The organism is Pseudonocardia sp. DxW, assembly GCF_058448985.1.
The window spans coordinates 11385-37140 of record NZ_JBZFLK010000001.1; the positions used below are offsets into that span (position 1 = coordinate 11385).

The following is a 25756-nucleotide window of genomic DNA, read 5'->3' on the forward strand; positions in this document are numbered from 1 at the left end:
CGGGCGGCTCAGGACTCCCGGGCGATCAGCTCCGCGGTCCGGCAGGCCAGCGCGACCAGCGCGAGCGTCGGGCCGACCGCCCCGGCGGACGGGAAGACCGCGCTGGAGGCGATGTGCACGTTCGGCGTCCCGTGCACCCGGCACTGCGCGTCCACGACCCCGGTGCGCGGCGAGTCCGACATCCGCAGCAGGCCCATCTGGTGCGTCCCGTCGGTCATGTCCATGTCGTGCACCCGCTCGACGTCGGACATGTCGACGTAGGCCAGCCCGCTCCGCTCCAGCTCCTTGCCGATCAGGCTCAGCGAGGTCGCGATCGCGTCCCGGTCCGACGCCGACACCCGGTAGTCCACCCGCAGCCGGTGCTGGCCGAGCGCGTCCCGATCGCGGTCCAGGGTGACCCGGTTCGCCGGGTCGGGGGTCTGCTCGGCGTCGAACCGCAGCCTGCAGTGCCCCGAGTCCAGCGGCATGAACGACGGCAGCCGCCGCTCACCGGTGATCCGCGGCCGGGCCCAGCCGCGGGCGAACCGGGCGACCCGCAGCGGATCGGCGGCCACGTTCCGGACGTGCCGGCCGATCCCGGTGGTCCGCGCGTATTGGGCGTGCGTGCCGGCCGCCTTGAACCCGGCCCGCAGCTTGCCCATCCCCCAGTAGGTCAGCGCGAACGTCGACAGCAGCGCGTCGCCGTGGTCGGGGTCCTTCGGGTCGGCGAACCACAGCGCCGCCTTGAGGTTGCCGAGCCGGTGGTCGGCCTGTGCCCGGCCGGACAGCGAGAGCATCCGGCGGGCGTACACGCCGTCGTCGGTGGGCAGGTAGCCCAGGCCGAGCTCGCGGCCGGCCCGGGTGAGCCGCAGCCGGCCCACCTCGCCGACCGGGTGCGTCATGTAATGGGTGCCGACCTGGCCGTGCTCGTCGCCGATCCCGGCGCCCAGGCCGGTGCCGCCGTACCCGTCGGAGGCCAGCAGGATCCGGGTGGACTCCAGCCCGCCCGCCGCGACGACGAACTGCTTCGCCCGGACCCGCACCTCCAGCCCCGGACGCGGGACGACGACCGCCTCGGTCGCCGCGCCCGACACCGGATCGCGCTCCAGGCGGGCCACCGTGGCGTGCAGGAACAGCCGGATCCGGCCGGACTTCGCCATCGCCTCCACCCGCGGCGCGAACGACGTGGGCGGGCTCCACCGCCACAGGTCGTCCCAGCGCAGCGACTCCGACGACACCCCCGGCGGGGTCAGCGGGAAGCCGGACCCGGCCGCCGAGTACTCGCAGGCGCCGGCGTCGAGATGCCGCTGCGCGACCGGGTACCAGGTGCGGAGCTCGTCGTGGGTGATCGGCCAGGTGGTGCCGGGCAGCCACTCGCGCTCGGTGAAGTCGACGTCGTCGAGCGGGGCGCAGCGCCCGCCCCAGACGATCGAGGTGCCGCCGAGCCGCTTCTGGCGGACGGCGTCGACCGGGTCGTGCGCGCCGCGCCCGGTGATCCCGCGGTAGGTGTCCCGGGCGGTGCGGCCCATCCCGGGACCGCCCCCCTCCAGGACGACCACGCGCAGTCCGCGGTCGGCCAGCTCGGCGGCCGCGGCGGCGCCCGCCGGGCCGCTCCCGATCACGCAGACCTCGGCCTCGAACCAGGATCCGGGGAGCGCTCGCCTGGTGTCGATGAGCATGCGGCGCGGGTCCTCTCAGGTCGTGTCGGCGGAACCGGCCGGCCCCCGTCGCCCGGTGTCACCGGGGGCGGGCGCCGCGGCACCGGCGCAACGGTGGGTACCGTCGTGTCCGGTTCCGCCGTAATGCGCGGGACAGTGGTCGGTGTGATGAACGACCGGGACGCCGGGTTCGTCCGGCACCACCGGTCCAGGAGGACAAGTATGGGACTCGCCGCGATGGCGACGAGCGCGCGGGGTATGGCTGCGACCGTCCGCGTGCTGGGACGGGGTGAGCTCGGCCGGTTCACCGGCGGGGACCGCTCGGAGGTCGGCCGGTTCGAGCGCGAGCTCGCGGACCTGGTCGGGACGCGACACGCGCTGGCCGTGAACAGCGGGACCAGCGCGCTGGTGGCCGCGCTCGTCGGTGCCGGGATCGGCCCCGGTGACGAGGTGCTGGTGCCCGCCTACACCTGGGTGTCCACGGCGGCGGCGGCGCTCGCCGTCGGCGCGGTGCCGGTGCTGGTGGAGGTCGACGGGTCGCTCACCATGGACCCGATCGACCTGAAGGACCGGATCACCCCGCGCAGCCGCGCCGTGCTGCCGGTGCACATGATCAACCACGTCGCCGACATGGACGCGATCATGGAGGTGGCCGCCGCGCACGACCTGCTGGTCGTCGAGGACGCCTGCCAGGCGATCGGCGTCACCTACCGGGGGCGCCGGGCCGGCTCGATCGGGCACGCCGGCTGCTTCAGCTTCAACCAGCACAAGAACATCCGCTCCGGCGAGGGCGGCGCGCTGGTCACCAACGACCCGCGGCTGTTCGAGCGGGCGTCGATGTACCACGACGTCGGCAGCTACGAGCGGGCCGGCTTCGCCGGTTCCGACGCCGACCTGATCGTCGGGGTGAACCTGCGGATGCCCGAGCTGTCCGCCGCCGTGCTGCGCCCGCAGCTCGCCGGGCTGGACGCGCAGCTGGCCCGGCGCCGCAAGCACCGCGGCATCGTGCTCGAGTCGCTCGCGTCGCGGGTCGGCCGGGACCTGCGCCCGGTGCCGCACCACGATCCGGCGCGCGCCGCCGGGCTCGCGCTGGAGTTCGGCACGCCGGACGCGGCCGTGGAGTTCGGCGCGAACCGCGGCGTGCACCGGCTGATCGACACCGGCCGGCACGTCTACACGAACTGGCGCTCGCTGCAGGCCCGCAACCCGCTGCACCCGGCGCTGGACCCGTACGCGGCGGTCGACGCCGAGATCGACCACGGCCCGGACGCCTGTCCGCGGACCCTGGAGATCCTGGCCCGCACCTGCGCCGTCGACCTGGCGCCGGAGCTCCCGACGCCGGCCTTCCGGCTGCTGGCCCGGCGGCTGGCCGGCTGAGCAGGTCCCCTGCGGCGGCGGGCCTCCTGCGGCGGCCCTGCTGTGGCGGGCCTCCTGCGGCGGCCGTGCTGCGGCGGGCCTGCTGTGGCGGGCCTGCTGTGGCGGGCCTGCTGTGGCGGGGCTGCTGTCCGGGGGTCGCCGGGGGCCGCGGCCGGGCCGTCGGGCGCCGGCCGGGTGAGACTGGCCGGGTGCCCGATCCGCTCGATCCCGCCCCGCACGACGCCGCCGATCCGCTCGCGTCGTTCCGGGAGCGGTTCACCCCCGCCCCGGGCGTCGTCGCCTACCTGGACGGCAACTCGCTCGGCCGCCCGCCCGCGGCCGCCGCCGACCGGCTGGCCGAGTTCGTCCGCGACGACTGGGGCACCCGGCTGATCCGCGGCTGGGACGAGGGCTGGTGGACCCTGCCGGAACGGCTCGGCGACCGGATCGGCGGGCTGGCGCTCGGCGCGGCACCCGGGCAGACCGTCGTCGCCGACTCGACGACGGTGCTGCTGCACAAACTGGCGACCGCCGCGGTCGCGCTGCGCCCGGGCCGCGACGAGATCGTCACCGACACCGGCAACTTCCCCACCGACCGCGACGTGCTCGACGGCATCGCCGACGCGCGCGGCCTGACCGTCCGCCGGATCCGGACCGACCCGGCGGCCGGGATCACCCCGGAGCAGGTCGCCGCCGCCGTGTCCGGGCGGACCGCGCTGGTCAGCTTCAGCCACGTCGGGTACCGGTCCGGCTGGATCGCCGACGCGCCCGCGATCACCCGGATCGCGCACGACGCGGGCGCGCTCGTGCTGTGGGACCTGTCGCACTCCGCCGGATCGGTCCCGGTCGAGCTGGACGCCTGGGGCGCCGACCTGGCGGCCGGCTGCACCTACAAGTACCTCAACGGCGGGCCGGGCTCCCCGGCGTTCGGCTACGTCCGCGCCGATCTGCTCGCCGACGTCGAGAACCCGGTGCGCGGCTGGGTCGGCCGGGCCGACCCGTTCGGCATGACCGACGGCTTCGCGCCCGCCGACGGGGTGCGCCGGATGCTGTCCGGGACACCGCCGGTGCTGGCGACGGTGCCGCTGCAGGTGTCGCTGGAGATGCTCGCCGAGGCCGGGATCGGCGCGGTCCGGGAGAAGTCGCGGCGGCTCACCCGCTACGCCCTGGAGCTGGCCGACGCCTGGCTGGTGCCGCACGGCGTCGCCGTCGCGTCGCCGCGCGACCCGGACCGCCGCGGCGGCCACGTGACGCTGACCCGGCCGGGGTTCGCCGGGCTGCTCGGGCCGCTGCACGCCGCCGGGGTGATCCCGGACTACCGCGGCCCGGACGGCCTGCGGATCGGCCCGGCGCCGCTGTCGACGTCGTTCGCGGAGCTGCACGCCGGGCTGTCGGTGCTGCGCTCGCTGGTCGCCGGCTGACCGGCCGGGACCAGGACGGCCTGCACGTGGCCGTCCCGCTCGACGGTGCCCGCGACGTCGACCGGGACGTCGTGGCCGAACCCGGGACCGCCGGTGACGAAGGTGTGGAACTCGCCGTTCTCGCCGCACGGATCGGTCCCGGCGGGCAGGTCGCCGAGGAAGGCGGCGTCGAACGCCCGCCCGGCGAGCCCGGCGGGCAGCCGGGCCGGATCGACGGCGACGACGACCGCGCGCAGGCCGTCGCCGATCATCCGCCGGGCCAGCTCCGCGGTGCCGGTGCCCCACAGCGGGAACTCCCCGGCGACGCCGGTGCCCGCGAGGACCGCCTCGCGGAACGCGCGGACGTCGGCCAGCGCCAGGTCGCCGCAGACCAGCCGGGACACCCCGGCCGCGCGGGCGGTGGCGAGCGCAGTGCGGATCCGCGCGGTGTACTCGCCGTCCGGGCACGGCGACGGCAGCTCGACCGTGTGCAGGGGCAGCCCCAGCGCCGCCGCCTGGGCCTCGAGCAGCGGCAGCCCGACGCCGTGCGCCGGGATCTCGGCCGCCGCCCCGGCCGGGCGCGCGGTCGTGCTGAGCAGCCCGGTCACCCGCAGCCCGGACGCGCGCGCCGCGGCGAGCGCGGTCGCCGCGTCCTTCCCACCGGACCAGCTCACCCAGACGTCGCTCACGGCTGCGACGGTAGTCGCAATCCGCTGCGCGGAACGGCGGACCGCCGCAGTCCGGACAGTGATGATTTGTCACGCAACGTGTTCCCGGCCTGCGGAACAGCAGGTGGGGGGACGTTGCGCCGGCCGCTGCGCGTACTACCGTGGCAGGGTGCCCGAACGCCACGACGATGCCACCGTGACGGCGTGGTCGCTGGCCGCCGGGTCCGGTGACCAGGCCGCGCTGACGGCGTTCGTCCGGGCCACCCAGGCCGACGTGTACCGGTTCCTGGTGCACCTGAACGGCCCCGCCGACGCGGAGGACCTCACCCAGGAGACCTACCTGCGGGCGCTGCGGACGCTGTCCACCTTCGAGGGCCGGTCCAGCGCGCGCACCTGGCTGCTGTCGGTCGCCCGCCGGGTCGCCGTCGACGCGGTCCGCACCGCGGTGCGCCGGCCGCGGACCCGCGATCTCGGTGACGACGCGCTGGAGACGATGGAGCGGATGGTTCCGCGCAGCGGGGCGCAGGAGGCGGTCGTGCTGCGGGCGCTGATCGACGACCTGCCGGCGGACCGCCGCGAGGCGTTCGTGCTCACCCAGATCCTGGATCTCGGCTACGCCGAGGCCGCGCAGGTCTGTTGCTGCCCGGTCGGCACCATCCGGTCCCGGGTGGCGCGGGCCCGGGAGGACCTGGTGCGCGCGCTGGAGGCGGACACCGCCGCACCCGGGCCGCGGCGGGCGCTCCGGTCCGCACCGCGCTGACGCAGCGCTGGTGCAGCGCTGGTGCAGCGCTGGTGCAGCGCTGACACAGCGCGCGTGCACGGCCGCGCCGCGCCGACCGGGTGACGCCCGTCGCACCGGGAACCGGGCGGGTGACGGCGACGACCAACCGGTACGTGCCCCCGTCGGACCCGCCGCTCCCCCAGGAGGTCCCGTGATCGCGTCCCTGCCCGTGGCGCTCACCCTGACCGCGCTGTTCGTGCTGACCGGCGGCTACGCGCTGCTGCGCTGGTCGGGTGCCGTCGCCGAGGCCGCGCCGCCCGGGCGGCGCACCTCGGAGCTGGCGCACCTGCTGATGAGCGCGGCGATGGTCGTGATGACCTGGACCTGGTACGGAACCACCGGCCTGTGGTTCCAGATCCTGCTCTTCGGCGGGTTCGCGGTGTTCTTCGCGGCCGACGCGGTCCGCCGCAGGCGGCACCGGCTGCACGGCTGCACCGGCGGCTCGGCGCATGCACTGATGGCGGCCGCGATGGTGTGGATGCTCGCCGCGATGCCGCTGATCATGCCCGCCCCGGTGACCGCCCCGGCGGGCGGCGGGGGGCACACCGGCCACGTCGGGCACGACGCCGGCGCCGACCACGCGGCACACGCGGCCGGTCAGGCCGGCTGGGCGGTCGGCGTGACCGTGGCGCTGTGCGCGGCGCTGCTGGCCGTCGCCGGGTTCTGGGCCGTCCGGGCGCTCGCCGCCGACGGCCACGGGCACGCCGCCGACGAGGACTTCCCCGGCGCCCCGCTGGATCCGGCGGGCGTCGGCAGCGACAGCACGGCCGCCACCGGCACCGGCACCGCCACCGGAACAGGCACGGCCACCTCCACCCGCACGGCCACCCCCACCCGCACAGCCACGGCCGGCACCTCAGCGGGCCCCGGCGACATCCGCACGAACAACCCGGCCGGACCCCCCACCGCGGTCCCCGCCGGAACCGCCACCGGGGTCCCCGCCGGAACCGCCACCGGCCCCCCCGCCGCGACCGGCCCGGCGACCACCTCGACCGCCGTCGCCGAACACCCGGACGAAGCGGGCGCACCGGACGCGCCGTGCACGCCGGGCACACCGCGGCGCCCGCTGTTCGGCCCGCGCACGGACGCCGGCTGCCACGCCCTCATGAGCATCGGCATGGTCCTGATGCTCGCGGCGATGGTGGCGGGCTGGTGACCGCCGCACCCGAGGCCCGGCCCGGTCCCCCCGCCCCGGCCCGCCCGGGCGGCCCGTTCCGCGGGCTCCGGCCGCTGGTCATCCGCATCCACTTCTACGCGGGCCTGATCGTCGGCCCGTTCCTGCTGGTCGCCGCGATCACCGGGCTGCTCTACACGCTGACCCCGCAGATCGAGCGCTGGGCACACGCCGACGCGCTGTACACCCCGGTCAGCGGGCCCGAGCTGCCGATCGCCGAGCAGGTCGCCGCCGCCGTCGCCACCCAGCCCGGGCTGCCGGTCACCGAACTGCGGCCGTCACCCGAGCCGGGCGTCACCACCCGGGTGTCCTTCGACGCCGATCTCGCCCCCAGCTACAACCGGACCGTCTTCGTCGATCCCTACACCGCCGACGTGCGGGCCACCCTGGACACCTACGCCGAGTGGCTCCCGGTCCGCGCGGTGATCGACAACCTGCACCGGTCGCTGCTGCTCGGCCCGCCCGGCCAGGTGTACTCCGAGCTGGCCGCGTCGTGGCTGGCGGTGCTGACCGTCTCCGGGCTGGTCGTGCAGCTGACCCGGCGGGTGCGCGCCCGTCGCGAACGGGTGCTGCCCCGGACCGGCGGATCCCCGCGTTCCCGGCTCATGTCCTGGCACGGGGCGGTCGGCATCTGGGCGTCGGTCGGGTTCCTGTTCCTGGCCGCGACCGGCCTGACCTGGTCGCAGTTCGCCGGCTCGAACGTGTCCTCGCTGCGCACCGCCCTGGACTGGACCACCCCGACGGTCAGCGGCACCCCGCTCACCGGATCGGCGGGCGCCCCGGCCGTCGGGGACACCGTCGGCGCCGACACCGCACTCGTCCTGGACGCCGCCCGCGCGGACGGGCTGACCGGCCCGGTCGAGGTGCTGCCGGGCGACCCGGGCGAGGCGTGGTCGGTGATCGGGACGGTGCGCAGCTGGCCCACCCGGATGGACTCGGTCGCCGTCGACCCGACGAGCGGCGCGATCGTCGACCGGCTCGCCTTCGACGACTGGCCGGTCGCGGCGAAGCTGGCCCGCTGGGGCGTCGACGCGCACATGGGGCTGCTGTTCGGCGTCGCCAACCAGATCGCGCTGGCCGCGCTGGCGGCGGCACTGATCGTGCTGGTCGTGTGGGGGTACCGGATGTGGTGGCTGCGCAGACCCACGCTGCCCGGCGGCCGCCGGTACGCGGGCCCGCCGGGATCGCGGGAACGCCCGGCACCGGCGTCGGTGGCGCTGGTCGCGGGGCTGGCACTGCTGATCGGGCTGGCCATGCCGGTGCTCGGCATCTCGCTGGTCGCCTTCCTGCTGCTGGACGCCGCGCTGGCCGCCCGCCGGGCGTCCACCGGGGTGGACCCGACGCCCGCGGCCGTGTCGCAGCGGATGACGCGGCCACCGAACGGGTAGACCCGGGGCACGCCCATCCCGTAAGGAGCCGCCCGTGTTCTGGTCCTCACCCGCTCCCTGGACGACCGGCGAGATCCCGCCCCAGCACGGGCGCACCGTCGTCGTCACCGGCGCGAACAGCGGGCTCGGCCTGGAGACGGCGCGCGCGCTGGTCCGGGCGGGCGCCCGGGTGGTGCTCGCGGTGCGCGACACCGACCGGGGCGACGCCGTCGCCGGCGAGCTCGGCGGTGCCGCGAGCGTGCGGCGGCTGGACCTGGCCGACCTGACGTCGGTCCGCGAGTGCGCGGCCGGCATCGAGGGCCCGGTGGACGTGCTGGTGAACAACGCCGGGCTGATGGCGGTCCCGCAGGGCCGCACCGCCGACGGGTTCGAGATGCAGCTCGGTGTGAACTTCCTCGGCCACTTCGCGCTGACCGGCCTGCTCGCCGACCGGATCACCGACCGGGTCGTCACGCTGTCCAGCCAGATGCACCGGCTGGGCCGGATCGACCTCGACGACCTCAACGTCGAACGCCGCCGCTACGAGCGCTGGACCGCCTACTGCCAGTCGAAGCTGGCCTGCCTGATGTTCGCCTACGAGCTGGAGCACCGCTTCGTCGCCGCCGGTTCCCGGCTGCGGTCGACGGCCGCCCATCCCGGCTTCGCGGCCACGAACCTGCAGGGGCGCACCGAGTCGTTCCAGGACACCCTGGTCGGCCTCGCCACCCGGGTCGTCGCCCAGTCCGCGGCGGCCGGCGCGCTGCCCGCCCTGTTCGCGGCGACCGTCCCGGACCTGCCCGGCGGCGCCTACATCGGGCCGGACGGCATCGGCGAGGGGCGCGGCAACCCGCGTCCGGTCGGCTCGTCGCCCGCGTCGCACGACCGCCGGGTGCAGCGCGCGCTGTGGGAGCGGGCCGAGGAGCTGACGAAGGTCGGCTTCCCGGTGTGACGCCGGGCCGGTGCGTCCGGCACCGATGAGTTCACCCGCCCCGGCCGGTCGGTACCCGTACACGGCGTGAGGAGGCCGCATGAGCGGGGTACGGGTACTGGTCGGCACGCGCAAGGGCGTGTTCGTGCTGACGGCGGACGGGACACGACGGGACTGGACGGTCACCGGCCCGCTGTTCGGCGGCTGGGAGGCCTACCACGTCACCGGGTCGCCGTCGGACCCCGACCGGCTGTGGGCCGCGCTGTCGATGGGCTGGTTCGGCCAGCAGCTGCAACGCTCCGACGACGGCGGCCGCAGCTGGGCGCCGACCGGCAACGACTTCAGCTACGCCGGCGTCCCGGGCACCCACCAGAGTTTCGACGGCACGCCGCACCCCTGGGAGTTCACCCGGGTCTGGAAGCTGGCGCCGTCGCCGTCCGACCCGGACACCCTGCTGGCCGGCGTGCAGGACGCGGCCCTGTTCCGCTCCGTCGACGGCGGCGACAGCTGGACCGAGGTCCGCGGGCTGCGCGAGCACGGGTCCGGGCCGCACTGGCAGCCCGGCGCGGGCGGGATGTGCCTGCACACGATCTGTCCGGACCCGCGCGACGACGCCGCGCTGCTGGTCGCGATCTCGGCCGCCGGCGTCTTCCGCACCGACGACGGCGGCGCCAGCTGGCGGGCCGCCAACCGCGGCCTGGTCAGCGACGGCATCCCCGACCCGGACGCCGAGGTCGGGCACTGCGTGCACAAGCTCGCCCGGCACCCGGACCGGCCGGACACCGTCTACATGCAGAAGCACTGGGACGTCATGCGGTCCGACGACGGCGGCGACTCCTGGTACGACATCGGCGACGGCCTGCCCAGCGACTTCGGCTTCGTCGTCGACGTGCACGCGCACGAGCCGGACACCGTCTACGTCGTCCCGATCACCAGCGACGCCGAGCACTACCCGCCGGACGGGCGGCTGCGCGTCTACCGCAGCCGCACCGGCGGCGGCGGGTGGGAGCCGCTGACCAGCGGCCTGCCGCAGGAACACTGCTACGTCGACGTGCTGCGCGACGCGATGGCCGTCGACCGGCTCGACGAGTGCGGGATCTACGTCGGCACCACCGGCGGCCAGGTGTACGCCTCGCCGGACGCCGGGGACACCTGGACACCGATCGTGCGCGACCTGCCCGCCGTGCTGTCGGTGGAGGTGCAGACGCTGGGGGCCGCGTCGTGACCGCGACCTGCACGGTCCGCGTGCTGCTGCCCGCCCAGCTGCGCCGGCTGGCCCGGGTCGACGGCGAGCTCACCGTCCCGGTCGCCGGGCCGCCGGTCTCGCTCGGGGCGGTGCTCGACGCCGTCGAACGGCGGCATCCGGAGCTGTGCGGGACGATCCGCGATCGCGGGTCCGGGCGGCGCAGGCCCTACCTGCGCTACTTCGCCTGCGAGGAGGACCTCTCGCACTCCCCGGCCGGGGCCGCGCTGCCGCCCGCCGTCGCCCGGGGCGACGAGCCGTTGCTGGTCGTCGGGGCGATGGCGGGCGGCTGAGCCGGGCCCAGATCAGTGCTTCGTGGAGCGGGTGAAGCCCTCCGGGACGATCAGGTCGTCGCGGGTCAGCTCGTGGATCGACTTCTTCCCGAGCCCCAGCAGCGCCTCGTCGATGCCCTTGTAGAGGATCGACAGCACGTTCGTGACCCCGCGCTCGCCCTGCGCGGCCATCCCCCACAGGTAGGCGCGGCCGATCAGGCAGGCCCGGGCGCCGAGGGCGAGCGCCTTGACCACGTCGGAGCCGCGGCGGACGCCGCCGTCCATCAGCACCTCGATCTCGTCCCCGACGGCGTCGACGACCGCCGGCAGCGCCCGGATCGCGGCCGGGGTGCCGTCCAGGTTGTTCCCGCCGTGGTTGGACACCGAGATCGCGGTGGCGCCGGCGTCGACGGCCCGGCGGGCGTCGTCCGGGTGCATGATGCCCTTGATCATGAACGGCCCGCCCCACTGCTCGCGCAGCCAGGCGATGTCGTCCCAGGTCGGCAGCGGGGTGGTCCACCAGACGCCGTACGCGCCGAAGAAGGTGGGCGCGTCGCCGCCGCCGGGGGGCGCCATGTTCGGCGCCTTGAGGTCCGGGATCCGGCCGCTCTTCGCCCAGTCCAGCAGGTAGCGCGGCTTGGTGATCATCTCCGGCGCGAACTGCAGCGCGGCCTTCAGGTCGACCTTCTCCGGGATGGGCGGGCTGCCCCAGTCCCGGCGGGTGGCGAAGGTCCAGTCCAGGGTCACGATCAGCGCCTTCGCGCCGGCCGCCCTGGCCCGCTCGGCCCGGGCCAGGATGTCCTCCTTGGAACCGGCCCAGTAGACCTGGAAGAACACCTTGTCGTTGACCGCGCAGACGTCCTCCACCGAGCGCGACGCGAACGACGACAGGCCCATCGCGGTCGACACGGTCTGCTCGGGGTTCAGCGGGTTCTGGATGTTGGAGCTGGCGGCGGCGCGGGCGACCGCGACCTCGCCCTCCGGGTCGACCGCCTGCACGCCGGTCGGCGAGATGACCACCGGCAGGTCGATCTCCTGCCCCAGCACGGTGGTCCGCTGGTCGCGCTGCGGCGGCAGGCCGGCGATGTGCGGGCGGAAGCCCAGCTCGTCGAACGCGGCGACGTTGTCGGACAGCGTGATGCCCTGTTCCGCCCCGGCCACCAGCGCGTAGTAGACGGATCTCGGGAGCCGGCGGCGCGCCCGGCGCTGCGCCTCCGCGACCGTCTCGAACCAGTCCTTGGTGCTCGCCATCGCTGCCCCTTCGCAGTGTCCCGGTGCCGCCGCGCGGTGCGCGTGCCCAGCACGGTCCGCATGCGGCGCGTCACCGACGGTCGTGCCGGTACGCACGGTCACGGGTGTCGGACCGCACCGCACCGTATCGTTTCGGCACCGAGTGCCACAATATGGCGGGCCGTCACCCCGTCCGATCGGCGAGGCCCGGACCATCCGCCCGACCAGCGACGACACCGCCGGGCCGGGCCGGTGGCCGCGGGGTACCCCGGTCTGCCGCGGTCCCGGGTCACGCCACGCGAACAGCAGCCCCCGGACGGCCTACACCGGATCGTGGCGACGCGCGCGGAGGACCGGCCGTCGGTAACTCTCCGCAGCCTCGATACGGTGTGCCCGCAGTCACCGGTCAGCGGGCGGCAGGCCCGCGGCAAGGAGGAGCCGTGTACAGCCACGCGCGGGGTGGGCACGCTTCCGGTGCGACGCCGGTCGTCTCCGGCTCGGCCGGGTACGGCATGCCGTCCGGCTACGGGGCGCCGCCCGGATACGGGGCGAGCAACCACCGGCCGATCGGCCTGCCCGGGCAGGCGCGGGCCCCCGAGCCGCCGCCGCAGCAGCCGTCGCCGGTTGGTGCGCTGCTGACCGTCCTGGCGGTGGACGACGAGGAGCCGGCCCTGCTGGAGCTCGCCCACCTGCTCGGCGAGGACCCGCGGGTGGACACGGTGCTCACCGCGCCGGACGCCACCGAGGCGCTGCGGATCCTGCACGGCTCCCAGGCCGACGCCTCCAAGCCCGGCGTCGACGTGGTGTTCCTCGACATCCGGATGCCCGGCCTGGACGGCCTGGAGCTCGCCAGGGTGCTCAACGCGATGGCCGATCCGCCGCCGGTCGTGTTCGTCACCGCGCACGACGACCGCGCCGTCGACGCCTATGAGGTCGGCGCCGTCGACTACCTGCTCAAGCCGCTGCGCAGCGAGCGCCTCGCCGGGTCGCTGGACCGGACCGTCGCACTGCACGCCGCCCGCCGCGCCGAGGCCGCACCGCCCGGCCCGGCCGGGCACCCCGCCCAGCCGGGCGGCCAGCAGGTGCCCCCCGGCCGCCGGGGCGCCCCCGCCGCCAACTCCGACGACGAGGTGGTCCCGGTCGAGCTGGCCGGCACCACCAAGCTCGTGCCGCGCTCGTCGATCCGGTTCGTGGAGGCGCAGGGCGACTACGCCCGGTTGCACACCAACGAGGGCAGCCACCTCGTCCGGATCCCGGTCTCGGTGCTGGAGGACCGGTGGGGCGAGGCCGGCTTCGTCCGGATCCACCGCGCGTACCTGGTGGCGCTGGCGCTGATCACCGAGCTGCGGATGTCCGGCTCCGGCTACGTCGTGCGGCTCGGCAACGGCCCGGGTGCGGTCGAGCTGCCGGTCAGCCGGCGGCACACCGCCGGGCTGAAGCGGATCCTGCGCGGTCGACCGCCGCGGCCGCAGCGCGGGCCCGACGACGGCCCGGACGGCCCGATCCTCCCCCGCTGACACCCGACTCCCCTCCGGCTGACAGCCCGCCGGCGCCCGGCGACACGCCGCACACGCTCCGCGCTGCCACGGAGGCCCCGCTCACCTAGCCTGGCGACCGGTGTCCACCTCGCGGGTAACTCAGCCGACCACCGTCCGTCATCGACCGGGGCGGTCGATCCGCCCGCTCACCCTGATCGGCACGCTGCTCGCGCTCTGCGCGCTGCTCGCCGGCTGCACGAACGATCCCGCGCCGGACGCGGAACCCGCGCCGCCGCCCACCCCCGAGGCCGCGCCGACCAGCGCCGAGCCGCCGGTGCCCGAGCTGCCCGGCGGCGGCACCGAGCTGTTCCCGCAGCGCCGGATGGTGGCGCTCTACGGCCATCCCGGGACGCCCGCGATGGGGGTGCTCGGCGAGCAGGACATCGCCGCGTCGATCGCGCGGGCCCAGGACCTGGCGGCCGACTTCCAGCCACTCGTCGACGAGCCGGTGGTGCCCGCCTTCGAGATCATCGCGACGGTCGCCGACACCGCACCCGGGCCGGACGGCGACTACTCGGCCGAGATGAGCGTCGAGGAGCTGCGGCCCTGGGTGGAACATGCCGGGCAGGCCGGCGTCTACGTGGTGCTGGACCTGCAGCCGGGCCGGGCCGACTTCCGCACCCAGGCGCAACGCTACACCGAGCTGCTCGCGCAGCCGCACGTCGGGCTCGCGCTCGATCCGGAGTGGCGGCTGACGGACGGGCAGCGGCACGGCGCCCAGGTCGGCTCGGTGAGCGCGGCGGAGGTCAACGCGACCTCGGAGTGGCTGGCCGGGCTGGTCCGGGAGCGGAACCTGCCGCAGAAGGTCTTCCTGCTGCACCAGTTCCAGGTGCCGATGATCTCCGACCGGGCCGACGTGGTGACCTCGCACCCGGAGCTCGCCACCGTGCTGCACGCGGACGGCTTCGGCACCCCGCAGGAGAAGATCGAGACCTGGAACACGCTGCACTCCGCGCCCGGGCCGGAGGGGCTCTGGTGGGGCTGGAAGAACTTCCTCGACGAGGACTCGCCGACCTTCACCCCGCGCCAGACCTACGACGTCCGGCCCGAGTCCCCGGTGTTCGTCTCGTACCAGTGACGGGTATGTCCGGAGCCTCCCGTGACCTCCCCCGGAACACCCACAGGGGTGGGTGGCCGGGCACCGAGATCGTGATCACGGCAAGTACTCTCGGGTGACCCGAGCGCCGGAGCCGCCGCCGGTGCAGACACCCGTGCCCGGGTCCCGACGCCCGGCACGGCGGGCCCGACCGTGCCGATCAGTGAAGGGGGTGCCGGGTGGCGGAACCACCGCGCGAGGACCCCCATGGCCACGACCCGGCCCGGTCCGGCCCGTCGCGGGACGGCAGGCGTTCCGGGCGGCGCGACGACCGCCCGCACCCGCGGTCCGACGGCCGCCGCGAGCATCCGGCACCGGACGGCGGCGACCCGCGTGATCCCGGCAGGCAGCAGGCCGATCCTCGGCCCGGCCCCGCCGGCGGGCGGCACTCCGGTCCGCAGCCGGCCGGCCGGCCCGGGGCGGTGAACCCGCCGGGCGGTCGCGGTGGTGGGCAGCAGCGTCCGGGGGGCGCGGCGGCCGTGCCCGGTGGCTCCGGTGGCCCGGGCGTACCCGGCGCCGGTGGGCCCGGTCCCTCCGGCGGCGGCCCCGGTGGCTCCGGTCCCGGCCCGAACGGCCGTGGCGTCGAGCGGCCGCCGACCGGTGCCCACGGCCGGCCCCCCGCGGGCACCGGACCCGAGCGGCGTCCGGGCGGCCCGCCGCCGGGGGGGCACGGACGGCCCGGCCGGGCCCCGGGCCCGCCGGGACCCGACGACCGGGGCGAGCCCCCCGGCGACCCGGACGGCCCGTGGTTGCGCCGCCGCGAGCGCGAGGCCGCCGCCGCGGCCGAGCGGTCCGCCGCCTGGCGCGCACGCGCCTCGAGACCCGATCCGGCGGCCGGCCGGAGCGGGCACAGCGACAGCAGGCCGACCGACATCCGATCGATCCGGGCGACCCGGCGCGGGATCGGCGAGACCGTCAGCGCGACGGCCGTACCGGGCCGCCCGGACACCGCCGCCGAGCGCCGCCGGTACCGCGCCGCCGAACCGGACGCGCCCCCCGCGGAGCGCGACCGCGCCGCCCGGCTCAGCGGGGAGCTGCCGGTCGTGCCGCGCCGCGGTCCGGGTTCCCGGCCCGACCCCTCCGGTGACGGCGGACCGGCCGCGCCCGGACGGCCCGGGACGCCCCCCGGAACGCAGGCCCCGCCCCAGGACCGCGCCGCCCCGCCCGCCGGTGGCCCCGCAGCAGGTGGCCCGGCGGCAGGTGGGCCGGCAGCGGGTGGCCCGGCAGGTGGCCCGCCCCCCGGTGCACCTCCGGCGCGCCCGGACGGCGCACCGGGCCGGGGCCGCCCCGACGGCGCGCCGGCCCGGCCCGGTGCGCCGGGGCCGCGCCGTCCCGGCTCGCCGCCCGACGCGGACCCGGGATCCGACCAGGCCGGCCCCGGTCGGCCCGGCACCCGGCCACCGGCCCGGCCGCCGCGTGCGCCGGGTCCGCCCGCCGACGCCCCGGCCGACGGTGCCCTCGGTACCGGAGCCGGAGCCGACGGTGCCGCCCGTGCCGGTGCAGCCGGTGCCGGTGCCCGGGGCACCGCCGCCGGTGCCGGTGCCGGTGCCGCAGCAGCCGGTGCCGCAGGCGCCTGGGGCCACCGCGGCCCGGCCCGCCCGGGCAGCGCCCCGCGCGGCGGTGCCCACCCGTCCGGCCGCGGCCCCGGCGCCCGGCCCGGCGGCGCCCCGCGTCCCACCGACCGCCCTGCCGACCGGGCCGCCGACCGCCCCGGGGACCGCCCTGCGGACCGGGCGGGCGCCCCGGCGCGCCGGCGTCCGGTGGACACCGCGCGGGCGACCCTGGGCGCCGCGCTCGGCCTCACCGCCGCCTCCGCGGTCGTCCCCGGGTCCGGCCATCTCGCGCTGCGCCGCCGCCGCACCGGCGGGCTGATCCTCGGGACGGTCCTCGCGGTCGTCGTGTCGCTCGCCCTGCTGGTGCTGCTCGCCCGGCGCTCCACGCTCCTGCAGAACCTGCTGTCCACCACCACGCTCACCGTGATCGCCGGGCTGCTGGTGCTCGGCGGGATCGGCTGGATCGCGCAGGTCGCCCGCACCTACGCGCTCGCCCGGCCGCGCGGCATGCCGCTCGGCCAGAAGGTTCTCGGCACCGCGACCGCGGCGCTGATGTGCCTGACCGTGGCCGTCCCGTTCGGGTACGGCGTCGAGCTCCTCAACTCCCAGCGCGGGCTGCTGAACTCGCTGTTCCAGGGCGGCGGGACGTCCGCCGCGGAGGCACTCGGGAAGCCCCGGCTGAACGTGCTGCTGCTCGGCAGCGACGCGGGCGACGACCGCGCGGGCACCCGCACCGACACGATGATGCTCGCCAGCATCGACACCCGCTCCGGGCGGACGACGCTGTTCAGCCTCCCCCGCAACATCCAGCGCGCCGAGTTCCCGCCCGGCACCCCGGCCGCGGAGGAGTTCCCGAACGGGTTCAACGACCCGTCCGGCTCGGCCGGGGACTACCTGCTCAACGGCGTCTACGCCTACGGCGAGCAGAACCCGCAGATCGCGCCGCCGGGCCCGACCCGCTTCCCCGGCATCAACCTGCTGCAGTCGACCATCTCGTACATGACCGGCCTGCCGATCGACTACTACCTCGAGGTCAACATGGCGGGCTTCTCCGCCATGATCGACGCGGTCGGCGGGGTCACCGTGAACGTCGGCCCGGATCCGGTCCCGGTCGGCGGGGTCACCGCGTTCGGCCGCTACACCACCCCGGACCGCTACATCCAGCCCGGCGTGCAGACCCTCGACGGCGAGGACGCGCTGTGGTTCGCGCGCTCCCGCCGGGACGGCACCGACTACCAGCGGATGGGCCGGCAGCGCTGCCTGATCCAGGCGGTGATCACCGAGACCAGCGCGACCGAGCTGATCGGCCGGTTCCAGAGCATCGCGGCCGTCACCCGGGACAACGTCGCCACCGACATGCCGCAGCAGGTGCTGCCGGCGCTGGCCGTGCTCGCCGACGAGGGCTTCCGGCTGGAGAGCGTCGCGTTCGACCCGTCACTGCCGGACCCGAACTCGTCCACCGGCTTCTTCGTCACCGCGGACCCGGACATCGAGTACATGCGCGAGGTCGTCCGGGACGCGATCGCGGACCCGCCGCCCGCCCCGGACCCGGCCCTCGCCGCCCCGACGACGGAACCGGGCCCGACGACCGAGGCCCCCGCCACGTCGTCGACGCAGACCGCCGGGCCCGACGAGGAGGAGGAGCCGGCCTCGGCCGCCCCCCAGTCGGTCGAGGACGCGTGCGCCGCGGTCGGTGCCGCCGACGTGCCGGCCGGCGAGGAGGAGGAGATCCCCGGCTGATCACGCGGCGGCGGGGCCCCGGTCACGCGGTGGCGAAGGCCCCCAGCACGCGGTCCGGGCGGATCCCGGCGAAGTGCGACTGCCAGATCTCGTAGTAGAGGAACTCCTCCTCGCTGCGCAGCGGCCAGGAGTGCTCGGGATGGTCGGGCACGCTGCGGGTCTCCCCGGACAGCCGCGCCGCCTCGGCCTTGCGGGCCGCCAGCTCGGCGAGCACGGTGCCCGCGCCGGAGCCGTCGCCGAACTGCTCCTTGCCCCGCCACAGCAGGTCCTCGGGCAGCCAGCCCTCGAACGCCTCGCGCAGGATCGCCTTCTCCGGGCGGCCGTCCGGGCGCTGCTTCCACTCCGGGGGCAGCGCCAGCGCGGTGCGGACCAGGACGGAGTCCAGGAACGGCTCGCGGGCCTCCAGCCCGAAGTACATCGTGGTGCGGTCGCAGCGCTGCAGGTTCAGGTGGTGCAGCTGCTCCAGCGAGCGGACCAGCTCGGCCTGCAGGGTGTCCGGGTCGGCGTACTCCGGCCCGTGGGTGTACGAGTACCCGGCGAACAGCTCGTCGGCGCCCTCCCCGGTCAGCACGACCTTGACCTTCTTCGCCGCCTCGCGGGCCAGGATCAGGTTCGGCACCGCGCTGCGGACCAGCGCCGGGTCGTAGTGCTCGATGACCTCGACGGCGTGGTCGAGCGCCTCGCCGATGTCCTCGGCGGTCACCAGGATCTCGTGGTGGTCCGAGCCGATGTGCGCGGCGACCTTGCGGGCCGCGATCAGGTCGCCGGAGTCCTCGGTGCCGACGGCGAAGGTGGGCAGCTGCTCGCCGCGCGCCCGGGCCTCCTGCGCGGCGATCGCCGCGACCAGCGCCGAGTCCAGCCCACCGGAGAGGAACACGCCCACGCCGACGTCGGACATCATCCGGCGGCGCACCGCGGAGATGACGGCCTCGCGGACCCGGGACAGGTCGGCGTCGTCCCAGCCGGGACGGATCGCGCGCCGCGCCGGACGCACCTCGACCGGCACCGACTCGGCGAACCGGACCAGCCCGGACGACGGGCTCCACAGGCAGCCGGGCGGGAACGACTCGACGTAGGGCCGGTCGGACTCGTCGAAGGCCCGCAGCTCGCTGGCGAACAGCACCGTCGCGTGCGGGTCCGGGTCGGTGTAGGGGACGGTGTCGCCGGCCCCGTCGGCCAGCTGCGTCGGGGGCACCCAGTAGAGCGGCTTCACCCCGAACGGGTCCCTGGCGACCAGGGCCGAGCCGTCGTTGCGGCCCATCGCGACGGCGAACATGCCGTTCAGCGAGGCGACGGCGACCTGCCCGTCCCACATCACCGCGTGCAGCGCCGCCTCGGTGTCGGACTTGGTGCGCACCGTGCCGTCCGGGAACGCCTTGCTGATCCGCTCGTGGTTGTAGATCTCACCGTTGCCGACGATCCAGGCCGTCTCGGCCGCGTCGGACATCGGCTGGTGACCACCGCTCACGTCCATGATCGACAGCCGCTGGTGGCCGAGCCAGGAGTTCCCGACCACCTGGATCCCGGTGTCGTCGGGGCCGCGGTGCGCCACCCTGGCGAGCATCCGCTCGTACTTGTCGGTGTCCTTCGGTCGTCCCACTGCTGTACCGCCGAAAGCGGCGACGATCCCGCACATACGATTCATGGTCCCACGTCCGGATGAGCGTGCATCTCGCTTGTGCATGATCGAGGTGTGAGTTCGGACTCTGAGATGCGTTTCCGGGTCGTTTCGGATTGCTCTGTTGCGCCGGTGTTCGTACGGTCGGGGACTGGCCGGACGGCCCCTCGTCGCGCTCGACCGACCGTCGAGTCACCAGGACCGCCCCCGCTCGGGACGGGAGGAGCCAACCCGGCCGTGGAGCAGGGCGCGGACACCCCGCGCACCGGAGCGACCTACGAGGGGCGGACCCAGTGAGCACGGCAGGGCACGACGGACAACAGGACCGGCACAAGGTCGTGATCGTCGGCGGTGGGTTCGGCGGCGTGCAGGCCGCCAAGGCACTCAAGGGCGCCGACGTCGACGTCACCATCGTCGACCGCACCAACCACCACCTCTTCCAGCCGCTGCTCTACCAGGTCGCGACCGGGATCCTGTCCCCCGGCCTGATCGCCCCGGCGCTGCGCCGGGTGCTGAAGAAGCAGCGCAACGTCCGGACCCTGCTCGCCGAGGTCGGCGAGATCGACCTGGACGGCAAGATCGTGCACGCGGCCGCCCCGGACGGGCAGCGGATCGACCTGGCCTACGACACCCTCGTCGTCGCCGCCGGCGCCACGCACGCCTACTTCGGGCACCCGGAGTGGTCCGAGCACGCCCCCGGCATGAAGACCATCGAGGACGCCCGGTTGCTGCGCTCGCGCATCCTCGGCGCCTACGAGCTGGCCGAGGTGGCCGAGGACCCGGCCGAGCAGCAGGCCTGGATGACCTTCGTCGTCGTCGGGGCCGGACCGACCGGCGTCGAGCTGGCCGGGCAGCTGTCCGAGCTGGCCCGGCACGTGCTGCCCCGCGAGTACCGGGCCATCGACACCCGGCAGGCGCGGATCATCCTGCTCGACGCCGCGCCCGCCGTGCTGCCGCCGTTCGCCAAGAAGCTCCAGCGCTACACGAAGAAGACGCTGGAGAAGAAGGGCATCGAGGTCCGGCTGAACACCATGGCGACCGACATGGACGCCGACTCGATCACCGTGAAGGGCCCGAACGGCGAGGAGCGGATCACCGCCCGCACCAAGGTGTGGGCGGCCGGCGTGCAGGCGTCCCCGCTGGCCGAGCTGCTCGCCAAGGCGTCCGGCTCCGAGGTCGACCGGGCCGGCCGGCTGTCGGTCGACCCGGACTGCAGCCTGCCCGGGCGCAGGGACGTCTTCGCCGTCGGCGACATGGTCTCGACCATCGACCGGCTGCCCGGCGTCGCGCAGGTCGCGATGCAGCAGGGCACCTACGTCGGCAAGCTGATCGCGGCCCGGGCCAAGGGCGACGACACCACCCCGGCGCCGTTCCGCTACTTCGACAAGGGCTCGATGGCCACCATCGGCGCCCGCGAGGCCGTCGCCGACGTCCGCGGCGTCAAGGTCACCGGCTGGCTCGGCTACCTGCTGTGGTGCTACGTGCACGTCGCCTTCCTGATCGGCTGGGGCAACCGGCTCGGCACGCTGTTCAACTGGGTCCGGTCGCTGCGCTACGCGCGCTACCGCGGGCACCGGCTGATCAGCGTCACCGCGTCCTACGACCGGTCGCTGGACCCGCACGCCGCCGCCGTCGACTCCGCGCACCCGCACGAGAACGTTGAGCACCGGCCCGAGATCGACCCGAACACCCCGTCCGGGCCGGCGCAGCGCCCGGCCGCCTCCGCCTGATCCCCTCCGGGACGCGCGGAACGCCCCGGCCCGGCGGGTCCGGGCGTTCCGCGCGGCGGCGCGCCGTGGCACCGTGACCGGGTGACCCCGGCCATGCAGACGCTGATGCGCGACATCGCGCGGACCTGGGACGACGTCGTCGCCGGGCTGCACGACCGGCGGGACACCGCCGCGGCCGCCGCGCTCCTCGCCGCGGACGTCAGCTGGACCGAGCTGCCCACCGGGGCCGGCGGCACCGGCCACGGCCCGGTGCTCGCCCACCTGGACGCCGTGGTGGCGGCGCTGCCCGCCGGATGGGCGCGCACCCGCGTCTCCCGGACGCTCGACGTGCGCCGGGTCGCCGACGAGCTCCGGTTCTCCTTCGTGCACGACCGCGAGCTGCCCTGGCTGCTGCCGGGCGTTCCGCCCACCCACCGGCCGGCCCAGGTCGCCGCGGTGCAGCTGGCCCGGGTGCGGCAGGGCCGGATCGACGAGGTGCGGATCCTCTGGGACGTCGCGGGCCTGTGCGGCGCGCTCGGCATCCCCGGGCCCGGAGAGCCTTCATGCCGCTGACCTGCGGCAACAGAGTTCACCTTTCCGGTGCGGCGGGCGGTCGCCCGGCTGCGACGAGCAGCGCGTGACCAGCCACGACACGCCCCGTGGAGGGGGTTCCCGCAGGTCGTGAGGGTGTCTCTGCCAGTCTGTACCGCGATCCGCGATACCAATCCGCCCCGGAACGGGGCGCGTGGAACCGAGAGGAGGCGTCAGCGATGGCTCTGCCCACACTGACCCCGGAACAGCGCGCCGAGGCCCTCAAGAAGGCGGCCGCCGCGCGCACCGCCCGCAAGGAGCTCCGCGACAAGATCGCCAGCGGCGAGGAGACCATCCCCGCGGTCCTGGGTCGCGCGAAGACCGATCAGATCGTCGGCAAGACCAAGGTCGCCGATCTGCTCAAGAGCGTCCCGGGCTGGGGCCCGGCGAAGGTCTCCAAGGTGATGGAGGAGGCCGGGATCGACGCGTCGCGCCGGGCCGCCGGTCTCGGCGAGCGTCAGCGCGCGGCCCTGATCGAGAAGGTCGGCTGAGCGAGAAGGTCGGCTGAGGGCCACCACCCTCGCCCGCGACGACCCGGCCCGCAGCACGCGGTCCGGGTCGTCGCACGTCCGGGGCCGGGTGACCCGCCCGCGCGGGGCGCCGGTGCCGTTTGGCAGGCTTCGGCCGTGCAGCACGAGGTCGAGGTCGAGCCCGGCGTGACCGTGTGGGTGGAGGACCTCCCCGCGGCCGACGGTGCGGTGCCCGCCGCGCCGATGCTGCTCGTCGCCGGGGCCGACGAGACCGGCCTGGGCCGCTGGCCGGATCCGCTGGTCGACCGGCTGCGCACCCGGCACCGGGTGGTCCGCTACGACCACCGCGACACCGGGCGTTCGGCGCACCGGTTCGACGAGCACCCCTACCGGCTCGCCGATCTGGCCGCCGACGCGCTACGGGTGCTGGACGCCTGCGGGATCGACCGGGTGCACGCCGTCGGTGCCGCGCTCGGCGGGGAGCTGGTGCAACTGCTCGCGCTCGACCACCCGGACCGGCTGGTGAGCGCCGCGCTGCTGGCCACGACCCCGCTGGAGACGGCTCCCCCGGGCACGACCGCGGCGGGCCCGTCCGGCGGCGGGCTGCCCGGGCCGGCCCGGGAGATCCTGCGGATGCGCCAGGAGCTGCACGACCCGCGCGACGAGCGCGGCGAGCTGGCCTGGCGGGTCGAGTTCCGGCGCAGGCTGTGCGGCACCGTGCTGCCGTTCGACCGGGCCGAGCACGCCGCGCTGGAACGGGCCGTGATGGCGCACTCCGGCCGGGTCGAGCCGTCCACCGCGCACACCACCGAGGCCGATCCGGCCGGGCTCGACCGCGGCGCCGAGCTGGGCCGGATCACCGTGCCGACGCTGGTCGTCGAGGGCCCGGAGGACCCGGTCCATCCGCCGCCGCACGCGCGGTTGCTGGCCGGCCGGATCGGGGCGGCCGCGCGGCCGGCCACCGTCGACGGGATGGGGCACCTGCTGCCCGCCGTCGTGCACGGGCCGGTCGCCGCGCTGCTGCTGGAGCACGCCGCCGGCGCCGGGGTCCCGCAGGCCGCTCAGCCCACCCAGCGGTAGCGGCGCTCCGGGCGGCCGGTGCCGCCGTAGCGCAGCCGGACCGTCACCACCCCGGTGGAGACGAAGTGCTCCAGGTAGCGGCGCGCGCTGACCCGGGACAGCTCCGCCGCCTCCGCGCACTCCGACGCCGACAGGTCCGCGCCGTGCTCGCGCAGGGTGCGGGCCACCAGATCGGCGGTCGGCGTGGTGAGCCCCTTCGGCATCCGCTCCCGCCCACCGGCCGCCGCCGCGGCCGGGACGACGGCCCCGCCGCCGAACAGCCGGTCGATGTCGGCCTGGTCGCGCACCCGGTCCAGATCGCGCCGGATCCGGGACGCCCGGTGCACCTGGGCAGCCAGCGCCGCCGAGTCGAACGGCTTCACCAGGTAGTGCAGCGCGCCGCCGTGCAGCGCGGCCGCGACCGTCGCCGGATCGTCCGACGCCGTCACGACCAGCACGAACGGGTCGTCCGGCATGCCGGTGCGGAGCCGGGACAGCACCTCCAGGCCGGACATGTCGGGCAGGTACACGTCGAGCAGCACCAGATCGGGGCGCAGCTGCGCGGCGAGCTCCAGCGCCTCCTCGCCGCGGTGCGCCACCGCGACGACCGTGCAGCCGGCGATCCGCTCCACGTAGCCGGAGTGCACCTTGGCGACCATGAAGTCGTCGTCGACGACGAGCACCCTCACGTCCGCACCTCCGTCGGCACCAGCGGCAACATCGCCGCGAACACCGCGCCGGGCGGTCCCTGCCCGGTGTCGCGCACCGCGATCGTGCCACCTCGCCGCAGACAGGCCTGACGGGCCAGTGCCAGACCGAGCCCGCGGCCGCCGATCTCCGCGGCCTTGGTGCTGAACCCGGCGCGGAACACCTCCTCGGCGAGCCCGGACGCGACCCCCGGCCCGGAGTCGCGGACCTCGACCCGCACCGGGTCGTCGCCCCCGCCGGTCAGCCCGATCTCGACCCGGCGCACCGATCCCGGGGGCGTCGACGCGGTCGCGTCCACCGCGTTGTCGATCAGGTTCCCCAGCACCGTCACCAGGTCGGCGGACAGGTCCGGGTCGCGCTCCGGGTCGGTCGGGGCCAGCCGGGTGTCCGGCGCCAGCTCCAGCGTCACGCCCCGCTCGGCGGCCTGGCTGTTCTTCGCGACCAGCAGCGCCGCCGTCGCCGGGTCCCCGACCCGGCCGGACACCTCCCGCCGCCAGCCCTCGGACGCCGCGACGATCCCGGACACGAACCGGCGCACCTCGTCGTGCTCGCCGAGCTCGGTCAGCCCGGCGATGGTGTGCAGCCGGTTGGAGAACTCGTGCGCCTGCGCCCGTAGCGTGTCGGTGACCGTGTGCGAGGCGTCCAGCCGGTGCTGCAGGGTGGTGAGCTCGGTCCGGTCCCGCAGGGTGACGACGGCGCCCACCTCCCGGCCGTCGAGCCGGACCGGCATCCGGTTCAGCACCAGCGCGCGCGGGCCGCGCAGCACCAGCTGGTCCTCGCCGGCCGCCGCGCCGGTGAGCACCTCGCGCAGCCGGTCGTCGAGGTCCAGCTCGGCGACGTGGTCGCCGGGCCGGGCCGCGGGCAGCTCCAGCAGCTCCCGGGCGACCGGATTGAGCAGGGTGATCCGGTCCGCGGTGTCGAGCCCGACGACGCCCTCCTTGATGCCGAGCAGCATCGCCTCCCGGCGCTGCACCAGCTCGACGATCTCGTCCGGTTCCAGGCCGAGGGTCTGCAGGCGGACCCGGCGGGCCAGCAGCAGCGACCCTGCGACGCCGATGCCCAGTGCCAGCCCGAGCAGCGCCACCGACTCGGCCCGGGCCCCGGCCAGGTACGACCACAGCGCGGGCGCCCGGATCCCGGCCGACACCAGCCCGACGACGGTGCCCTCGTCGCCGATCACCGGGACCTGCGCGACGACCGTCCGCCCGGCCTGCTCGCCGATCCACGCCCGGCCGAGCGGCGCGGTGCTCCGACCCGGGTCGAAGTGCGTGCTCTCCCGCGACGGGTCCGGCGAGGTCCGCACCACCAGCCCGGCGTCGACGATCTCGATCCGGTCGGCCCCGGACAGGTTCTCCGCGCTGCGCGCGAACGACGGGAGCAGATCGTGCCGGCCGGTCTGCAGCGCGGCCCGCACGGTCGGGACGGACGCCACGTCCTCGGCCACCGACAGCATCCGGCGACCCTGGGTCTCCCGGAACGAGTCCGCCGCCTGCACCGCCGCCAGCGCCGCCACCGCGCCCAGCAGCAGCGCGACGACGACCAGCTGCCACACCAGGAACTGGCGTGCCAGCGGGCCGCCCGCTCCCCCGGCGCGCCGTCGCATGCGCCGAGCCTATTC

21 protein-coding genes are annotated in these 25756 nt (G+C 75.9%); 15 read left to right on the forward strand and 6 right to left on the reverse strand.

Features of this window, described 5'->3' with window-relative positions; translation table 11 throughout:
* Nucleotides 1-8: 8 nt before the first annotated feature.
* Nucleotides 9-1658 carry an FAD-dependent oxidoreductase gene (locus tag ACVJO7_RS00060; protein WP_344023694.1) on the reverse strand — a complete coding sequence of 550 codons (1650 nt, stop codon included), beginning with the start codon at nucleotides 1656-1658 and terminating at the stop codon, nucleotides 9-11.
* Nucleotides 1659-1895: 237 nt separating this feature from the next.
* On the opposite strand from ACVJO7_RS00060, the gene ACVJO7_RS00065 reads away from it, so the two are divergent.
* Nucleotides 1896-3014 (forward strand): DegT/DnrJ/EryC1/StrS family aminotransferase, encoded by a 1119-nt coding sequence (locus tag ACVJO7_RS00065; protein WP_344023696.1) that lies wholly within the window; start codon nucleotides 1896-1898, stop codon nucleotides 3012-3014.
* 188 nt (nucleotides 3015-3202) lie between these two features.
* Entirely contained in the window at nucleotides 3203-4414 is a 1212-nt protein-coding gene (locus ACVJO7_RS00070) for a kynureninase (protein WP_491671175.1), read from the forward strand.
* On the opposite strand, the gene ACVJO7_RS00075 is transcribed toward ACVJO7_RS00070, so the two are convergent.
* A complete protein-coding gene (locus ACVJO7_RS00075) occupies nucleotides 4309-5082 on the reverse strand; it encodes a Dph6-related ATP pyrophosphatase (RefSeq protein ID WP_491671176.1) in 774 nt (257 codons plus the stop codon). The genes ACVJO7_RS00070 and ACVJO7_RS00075 overlap by 106 nt on opposite strands.
* A gap of 148 nt (nucleotides 5083-5230) precedes the next feature.
* Between ACVJO7_RS00075 and ACVJO7_RS00080 the strand changes: the two genes are divergently transcribed.
* The 6 genes from ACVJO7_RS00080 (at nucleotide 5231) to ACVJO7_RS00105 (ending at nucleotide 10847) form a co-directional block, all read left to right on the forward strand.
* A complete protein-coding gene (locus ACVJO7_RS00080) occupies nucleotides 5231-5821 on the forward strand; it encodes a sigma-70 family RNA polymerase sigma factor (RefSeq protein WP_491671177.1) in 591 nt (196 codons plus the stop codon).
* A 172-nt stretch (nucleotides 5822-5993) separates the two neighbouring features.
* A complete protein-coding gene (locus ACVJO7_RS00085) occupies nucleotides 5994-6998 on the forward strand; it encodes a DUF5134 domain-containing protein (RefSeq protein ID WP_491671178.1) in 1005 nt (334 codons plus the stop codon).
* Nucleotides 6995-8404, forward strand: coding sequence for a PepSY-associated TM helix domain-containing protein (locus ACVJO7_RS00090; RefSeq protein ID WP_491671179.1), 1410 nt, complete (start codon nucleotides 6995-6997; stop codon nucleotides 8402-8404). The genes ACVJO7_RS00085 and ACVJO7_RS00090 overlap by 4 nt, the downstream gene beginning before the upstream one ends.
* 34 nt (nucleotides 8405-8438) lie before the next feature.
* The gene (locus tag ACVJO7_RS00095) at nucleotides 8439-9332 is read left to right on the forward strand and encodes an oxidoreductase (RefSeq protein WP_491671180.1); all 894 of its coding nucleotides are present in this window, start codon (nucleotides 8439-8441) and stop codon (nucleotides 9330-9332) included.
* A 79-nt stretch (nucleotides 9333-9411) separates the two neighbouring features.
* Nucleotides 9412-10536, forward strand: a complete 1125-nt coding sequence (locus ACVJO7_RS00100; protein WP_491671181.1) for a WD40/YVTN/BNR-like repeat-containing protein — start codon at nucleotides 9412-9414, stop codon at nucleotides 10534-10536.
* Nucleotides 10533-10847 (forward strand): MoaD/ThiS family protein, encoded by a 315-nt coding sequence (locus tag ACVJO7_RS00105; RefSeq protein ID WP_344023711.1) that lies wholly within the window; start codon nucleotides 10533-10535, stop codon nucleotides 10845-10847. Before ACVJO7_RS00100 ends, ACVJO7_RS00105 begins: the two co-directional genes overlap by 4 nt.
* Before the next feature lie 12 nt (nucleotides 10848-10859).
* On the opposite strand, the gene mftD is transcribed toward ACVJO7_RS00105, so the two are convergent.
* Nucleotides 10860-12077 carry a pre-mycofactocin synthase MftD gene (gene mftD, locus ACVJO7_RS00110; RefSeq protein ID WP_491671182.1) on the reverse strand — a complete coding sequence of 406 codons (1218 nt, stop codon included), beginning with the start codon at nucleotides 12075-12077 and terminating at the stop codon, nucleotides 10860-10862.
* Between the two features lie 419 nt (nucleotides 12078-12496).
* Between mftD and ACVJO7_RS00115 the strand changes: the two genes are divergently transcribed.
* The 3 genes from ACVJO7_RS00115 (at nucleotide 12497) to ACVJO7_RS00125 (ending at nucleotide 17983) form a co-directional block, all read left to right on the forward strand.
* On the forward strand, nucleotides 12497-13573 hold the full coding sequence (locus ACVJO7_RS00115) for a LytR/AlgR family response regulator transcription factor (RefSeq protein WP_491671183.1): 1077 nt from the start codon (nucleotides 12497-12499) through the stop codon (nucleotides 13571-13573).
* Between the two features lie 100 nt (nucleotides 13574-13673).
* Nucleotides 13674-14672 (forward strand): hypothetical protein, encoded by a 999-nt coding sequence (locus tag ACVJO7_RS00120; protein ID WP_491671184.1) that lies wholly within the window; start codon nucleotides 13674-13676, stop codon nucleotides 14670-14672.
* 1778 nt (nucleotides 14673-16450) lie between these two features.
* Nucleotides 16451-17983 (forward strand): LCP family protein, encoded by a 1533-nt coding sequence (locus ACVJO7_RS00125; RefSeq protein WP_491671185.1) that lies wholly within the window; start codon nucleotides 16451-16453, stop codon nucleotides 17981-17983.
* 22 nt (nucleotides 17984-18005) lie between these two features.
* On the opposite strand, the gene ACVJO7_RS00130 is transcribed toward ACVJO7_RS00125, so the two are convergent.
* Nucleotides 18006-19667 (reverse strand): asparagine synthase-related protein, encoded by a 1662-nt coding sequence (locus ACVJO7_RS00130; protein ID WP_491671186.1) that lies wholly within the window; start codon nucleotides 19665-19667, stop codon nucleotides 18006-18008.
* 227 nt (nucleotides 19668-19894) lie between these two features.
* Here ACVJO7_RS00130 and ACVJO7_RS00135 point away from each other — a divergent pair, with 227 nt between their 5' ends.
* The 4 genes from ACVJO7_RS00135 (at nucleotide 19895) to ACVJO7_RS00150 (ending at nucleotide 23451) form a co-directional block, all read left to right on the forward strand.
* Nucleotides 19895-21331 (forward strand): NAD(P)/FAD-dependent oxidoreductase, encoded by a 1437-nt coding sequence (locus tag ACVJO7_RS00135; RefSeq protein ID WP_344027203.1) that lies wholly within the window; start codon nucleotides 19895-19897, stop codon nucleotides 21329-21331.
* A gap of 81 nt (nucleotides 21332-21412) precedes the next feature.
* Entirely contained in the window at nucleotides 21413-21883 is a 471-nt protein-coding gene (locus ACVJO7_RS00140; RefSeq protein ID WP_491671187.1) for an ester cyclase, read from the forward strand.
* Nucleotides 21884-22080: 197 nt separating this feature from the next.
* Nucleotides 22081-22392, forward strand: coding sequence for an integration host factor, actinobacterial type (gene mihF, locus ACVJO7_RS00145; protein WP_085916071.1), 312 nt, complete (start codon nucleotides 22081-22083; stop codon nucleotides 22390-22392).
* A 135-nt stretch (nucleotides 22393-22527) separates the two neighbouring features.
* A complete protein-coding gene (locus tag ACVJO7_RS00150) occupies nucleotides 22528-23451 on the forward strand; it encodes an alpha/beta fold hydrolase (RefSeq protein ID WP_491671188.1) in 924 nt (307 codons plus the stop codon).
* Here the strand turns inward: ACVJO7_RS00150 and ACVJO7_RS00155 are convergent.
* Both ACVJO7_RS00155 and ACVJO7_RS00160 read right to left on the reverse strand, forming a co-directional pair.
* Nucleotides 23433-24119 carry a response regulator gene (locus tag ACVJO7_RS00155; RefSeq protein ID WP_344027212.1) on the reverse strand — a complete coding sequence of 229 codons (687 nt, stop codon included), beginning with the start codon at nucleotides 24117-24119 and terminating at the stop codon, nucleotides 23433-23435. The genes ACVJO7_RS00150 and ACVJO7_RS00155 overlap by 19 nt on opposite strands.
* On the reverse strand, nucleotides 24116-25741 hold the full coding sequence (locus tag ACVJO7_RS00160) for a sensor histidine kinase (protein ID WP_491671189.1): 1626 nt from the start codon (nucleotides 25739-25741) through the stop codon (nucleotides 24116-24118). The genes ACVJO7_RS00155 and ACVJO7_RS00160 overlap by 4 nt, the downstream gene beginning before the upstream one ends.
* Between the last annotated feature and the right edge of the window lie 15 nt (nucleotides 25742-25756).

Bases quoted from the DNA above. Each gene is read 5' to 3' on its own strand.
- ACVJO7_RS00060 (WP_344023694.1), bottom strand. From the start codon at position 1,658: ATGCTCATCGACACCAGGCGAGCGCTCCCCGGATCCTGGTTCGAGGCC.
- ACVJO7_RS00065 (WP_344023696.1), top strand. From the start codon at position 1,896: ATGGCTGCGACCGTCCGCGTGCTGGGACGGGGTGAGCTCGGCCGGTTC.
- ACVJO7_RS00100 (WP_491671181.1), top strand. From the start codon at position 9,412: ATGAGCGGGGTACGGGTACTGGTCGGCACGCGCAAGGGCGTGTTCGTG.
- mftD (WP_491671182.1), bottom strand. From the start codon at position 12,077: ATGGCGAGCACCAAGGACTGGTTCGAGACGGTCGCGGAGGCGCAGCGC.
- ACVJO7_RS00130 (WP_491671186.1), bottom strand. From the start codon at position 19,667: ATGCACAAGCGAGATGCACGCTCATCCGGACGTGGGACCATGAATCGT.
- mihF (WP_085916071.1), top strand. From the start codon at position 22,081: ATGGCTCTGCCCACACTGACCCCGGAACAGCGCGCCGAGGCCCTCAAG.
- ACVJO7_RS00160 (WP_491671189.1), bottom strand. From the start codon at position 25,741: ATGCGACGGCGCGCCGGGGGAGCGGGCGGCCCGCTGGCACGCCAGTTC.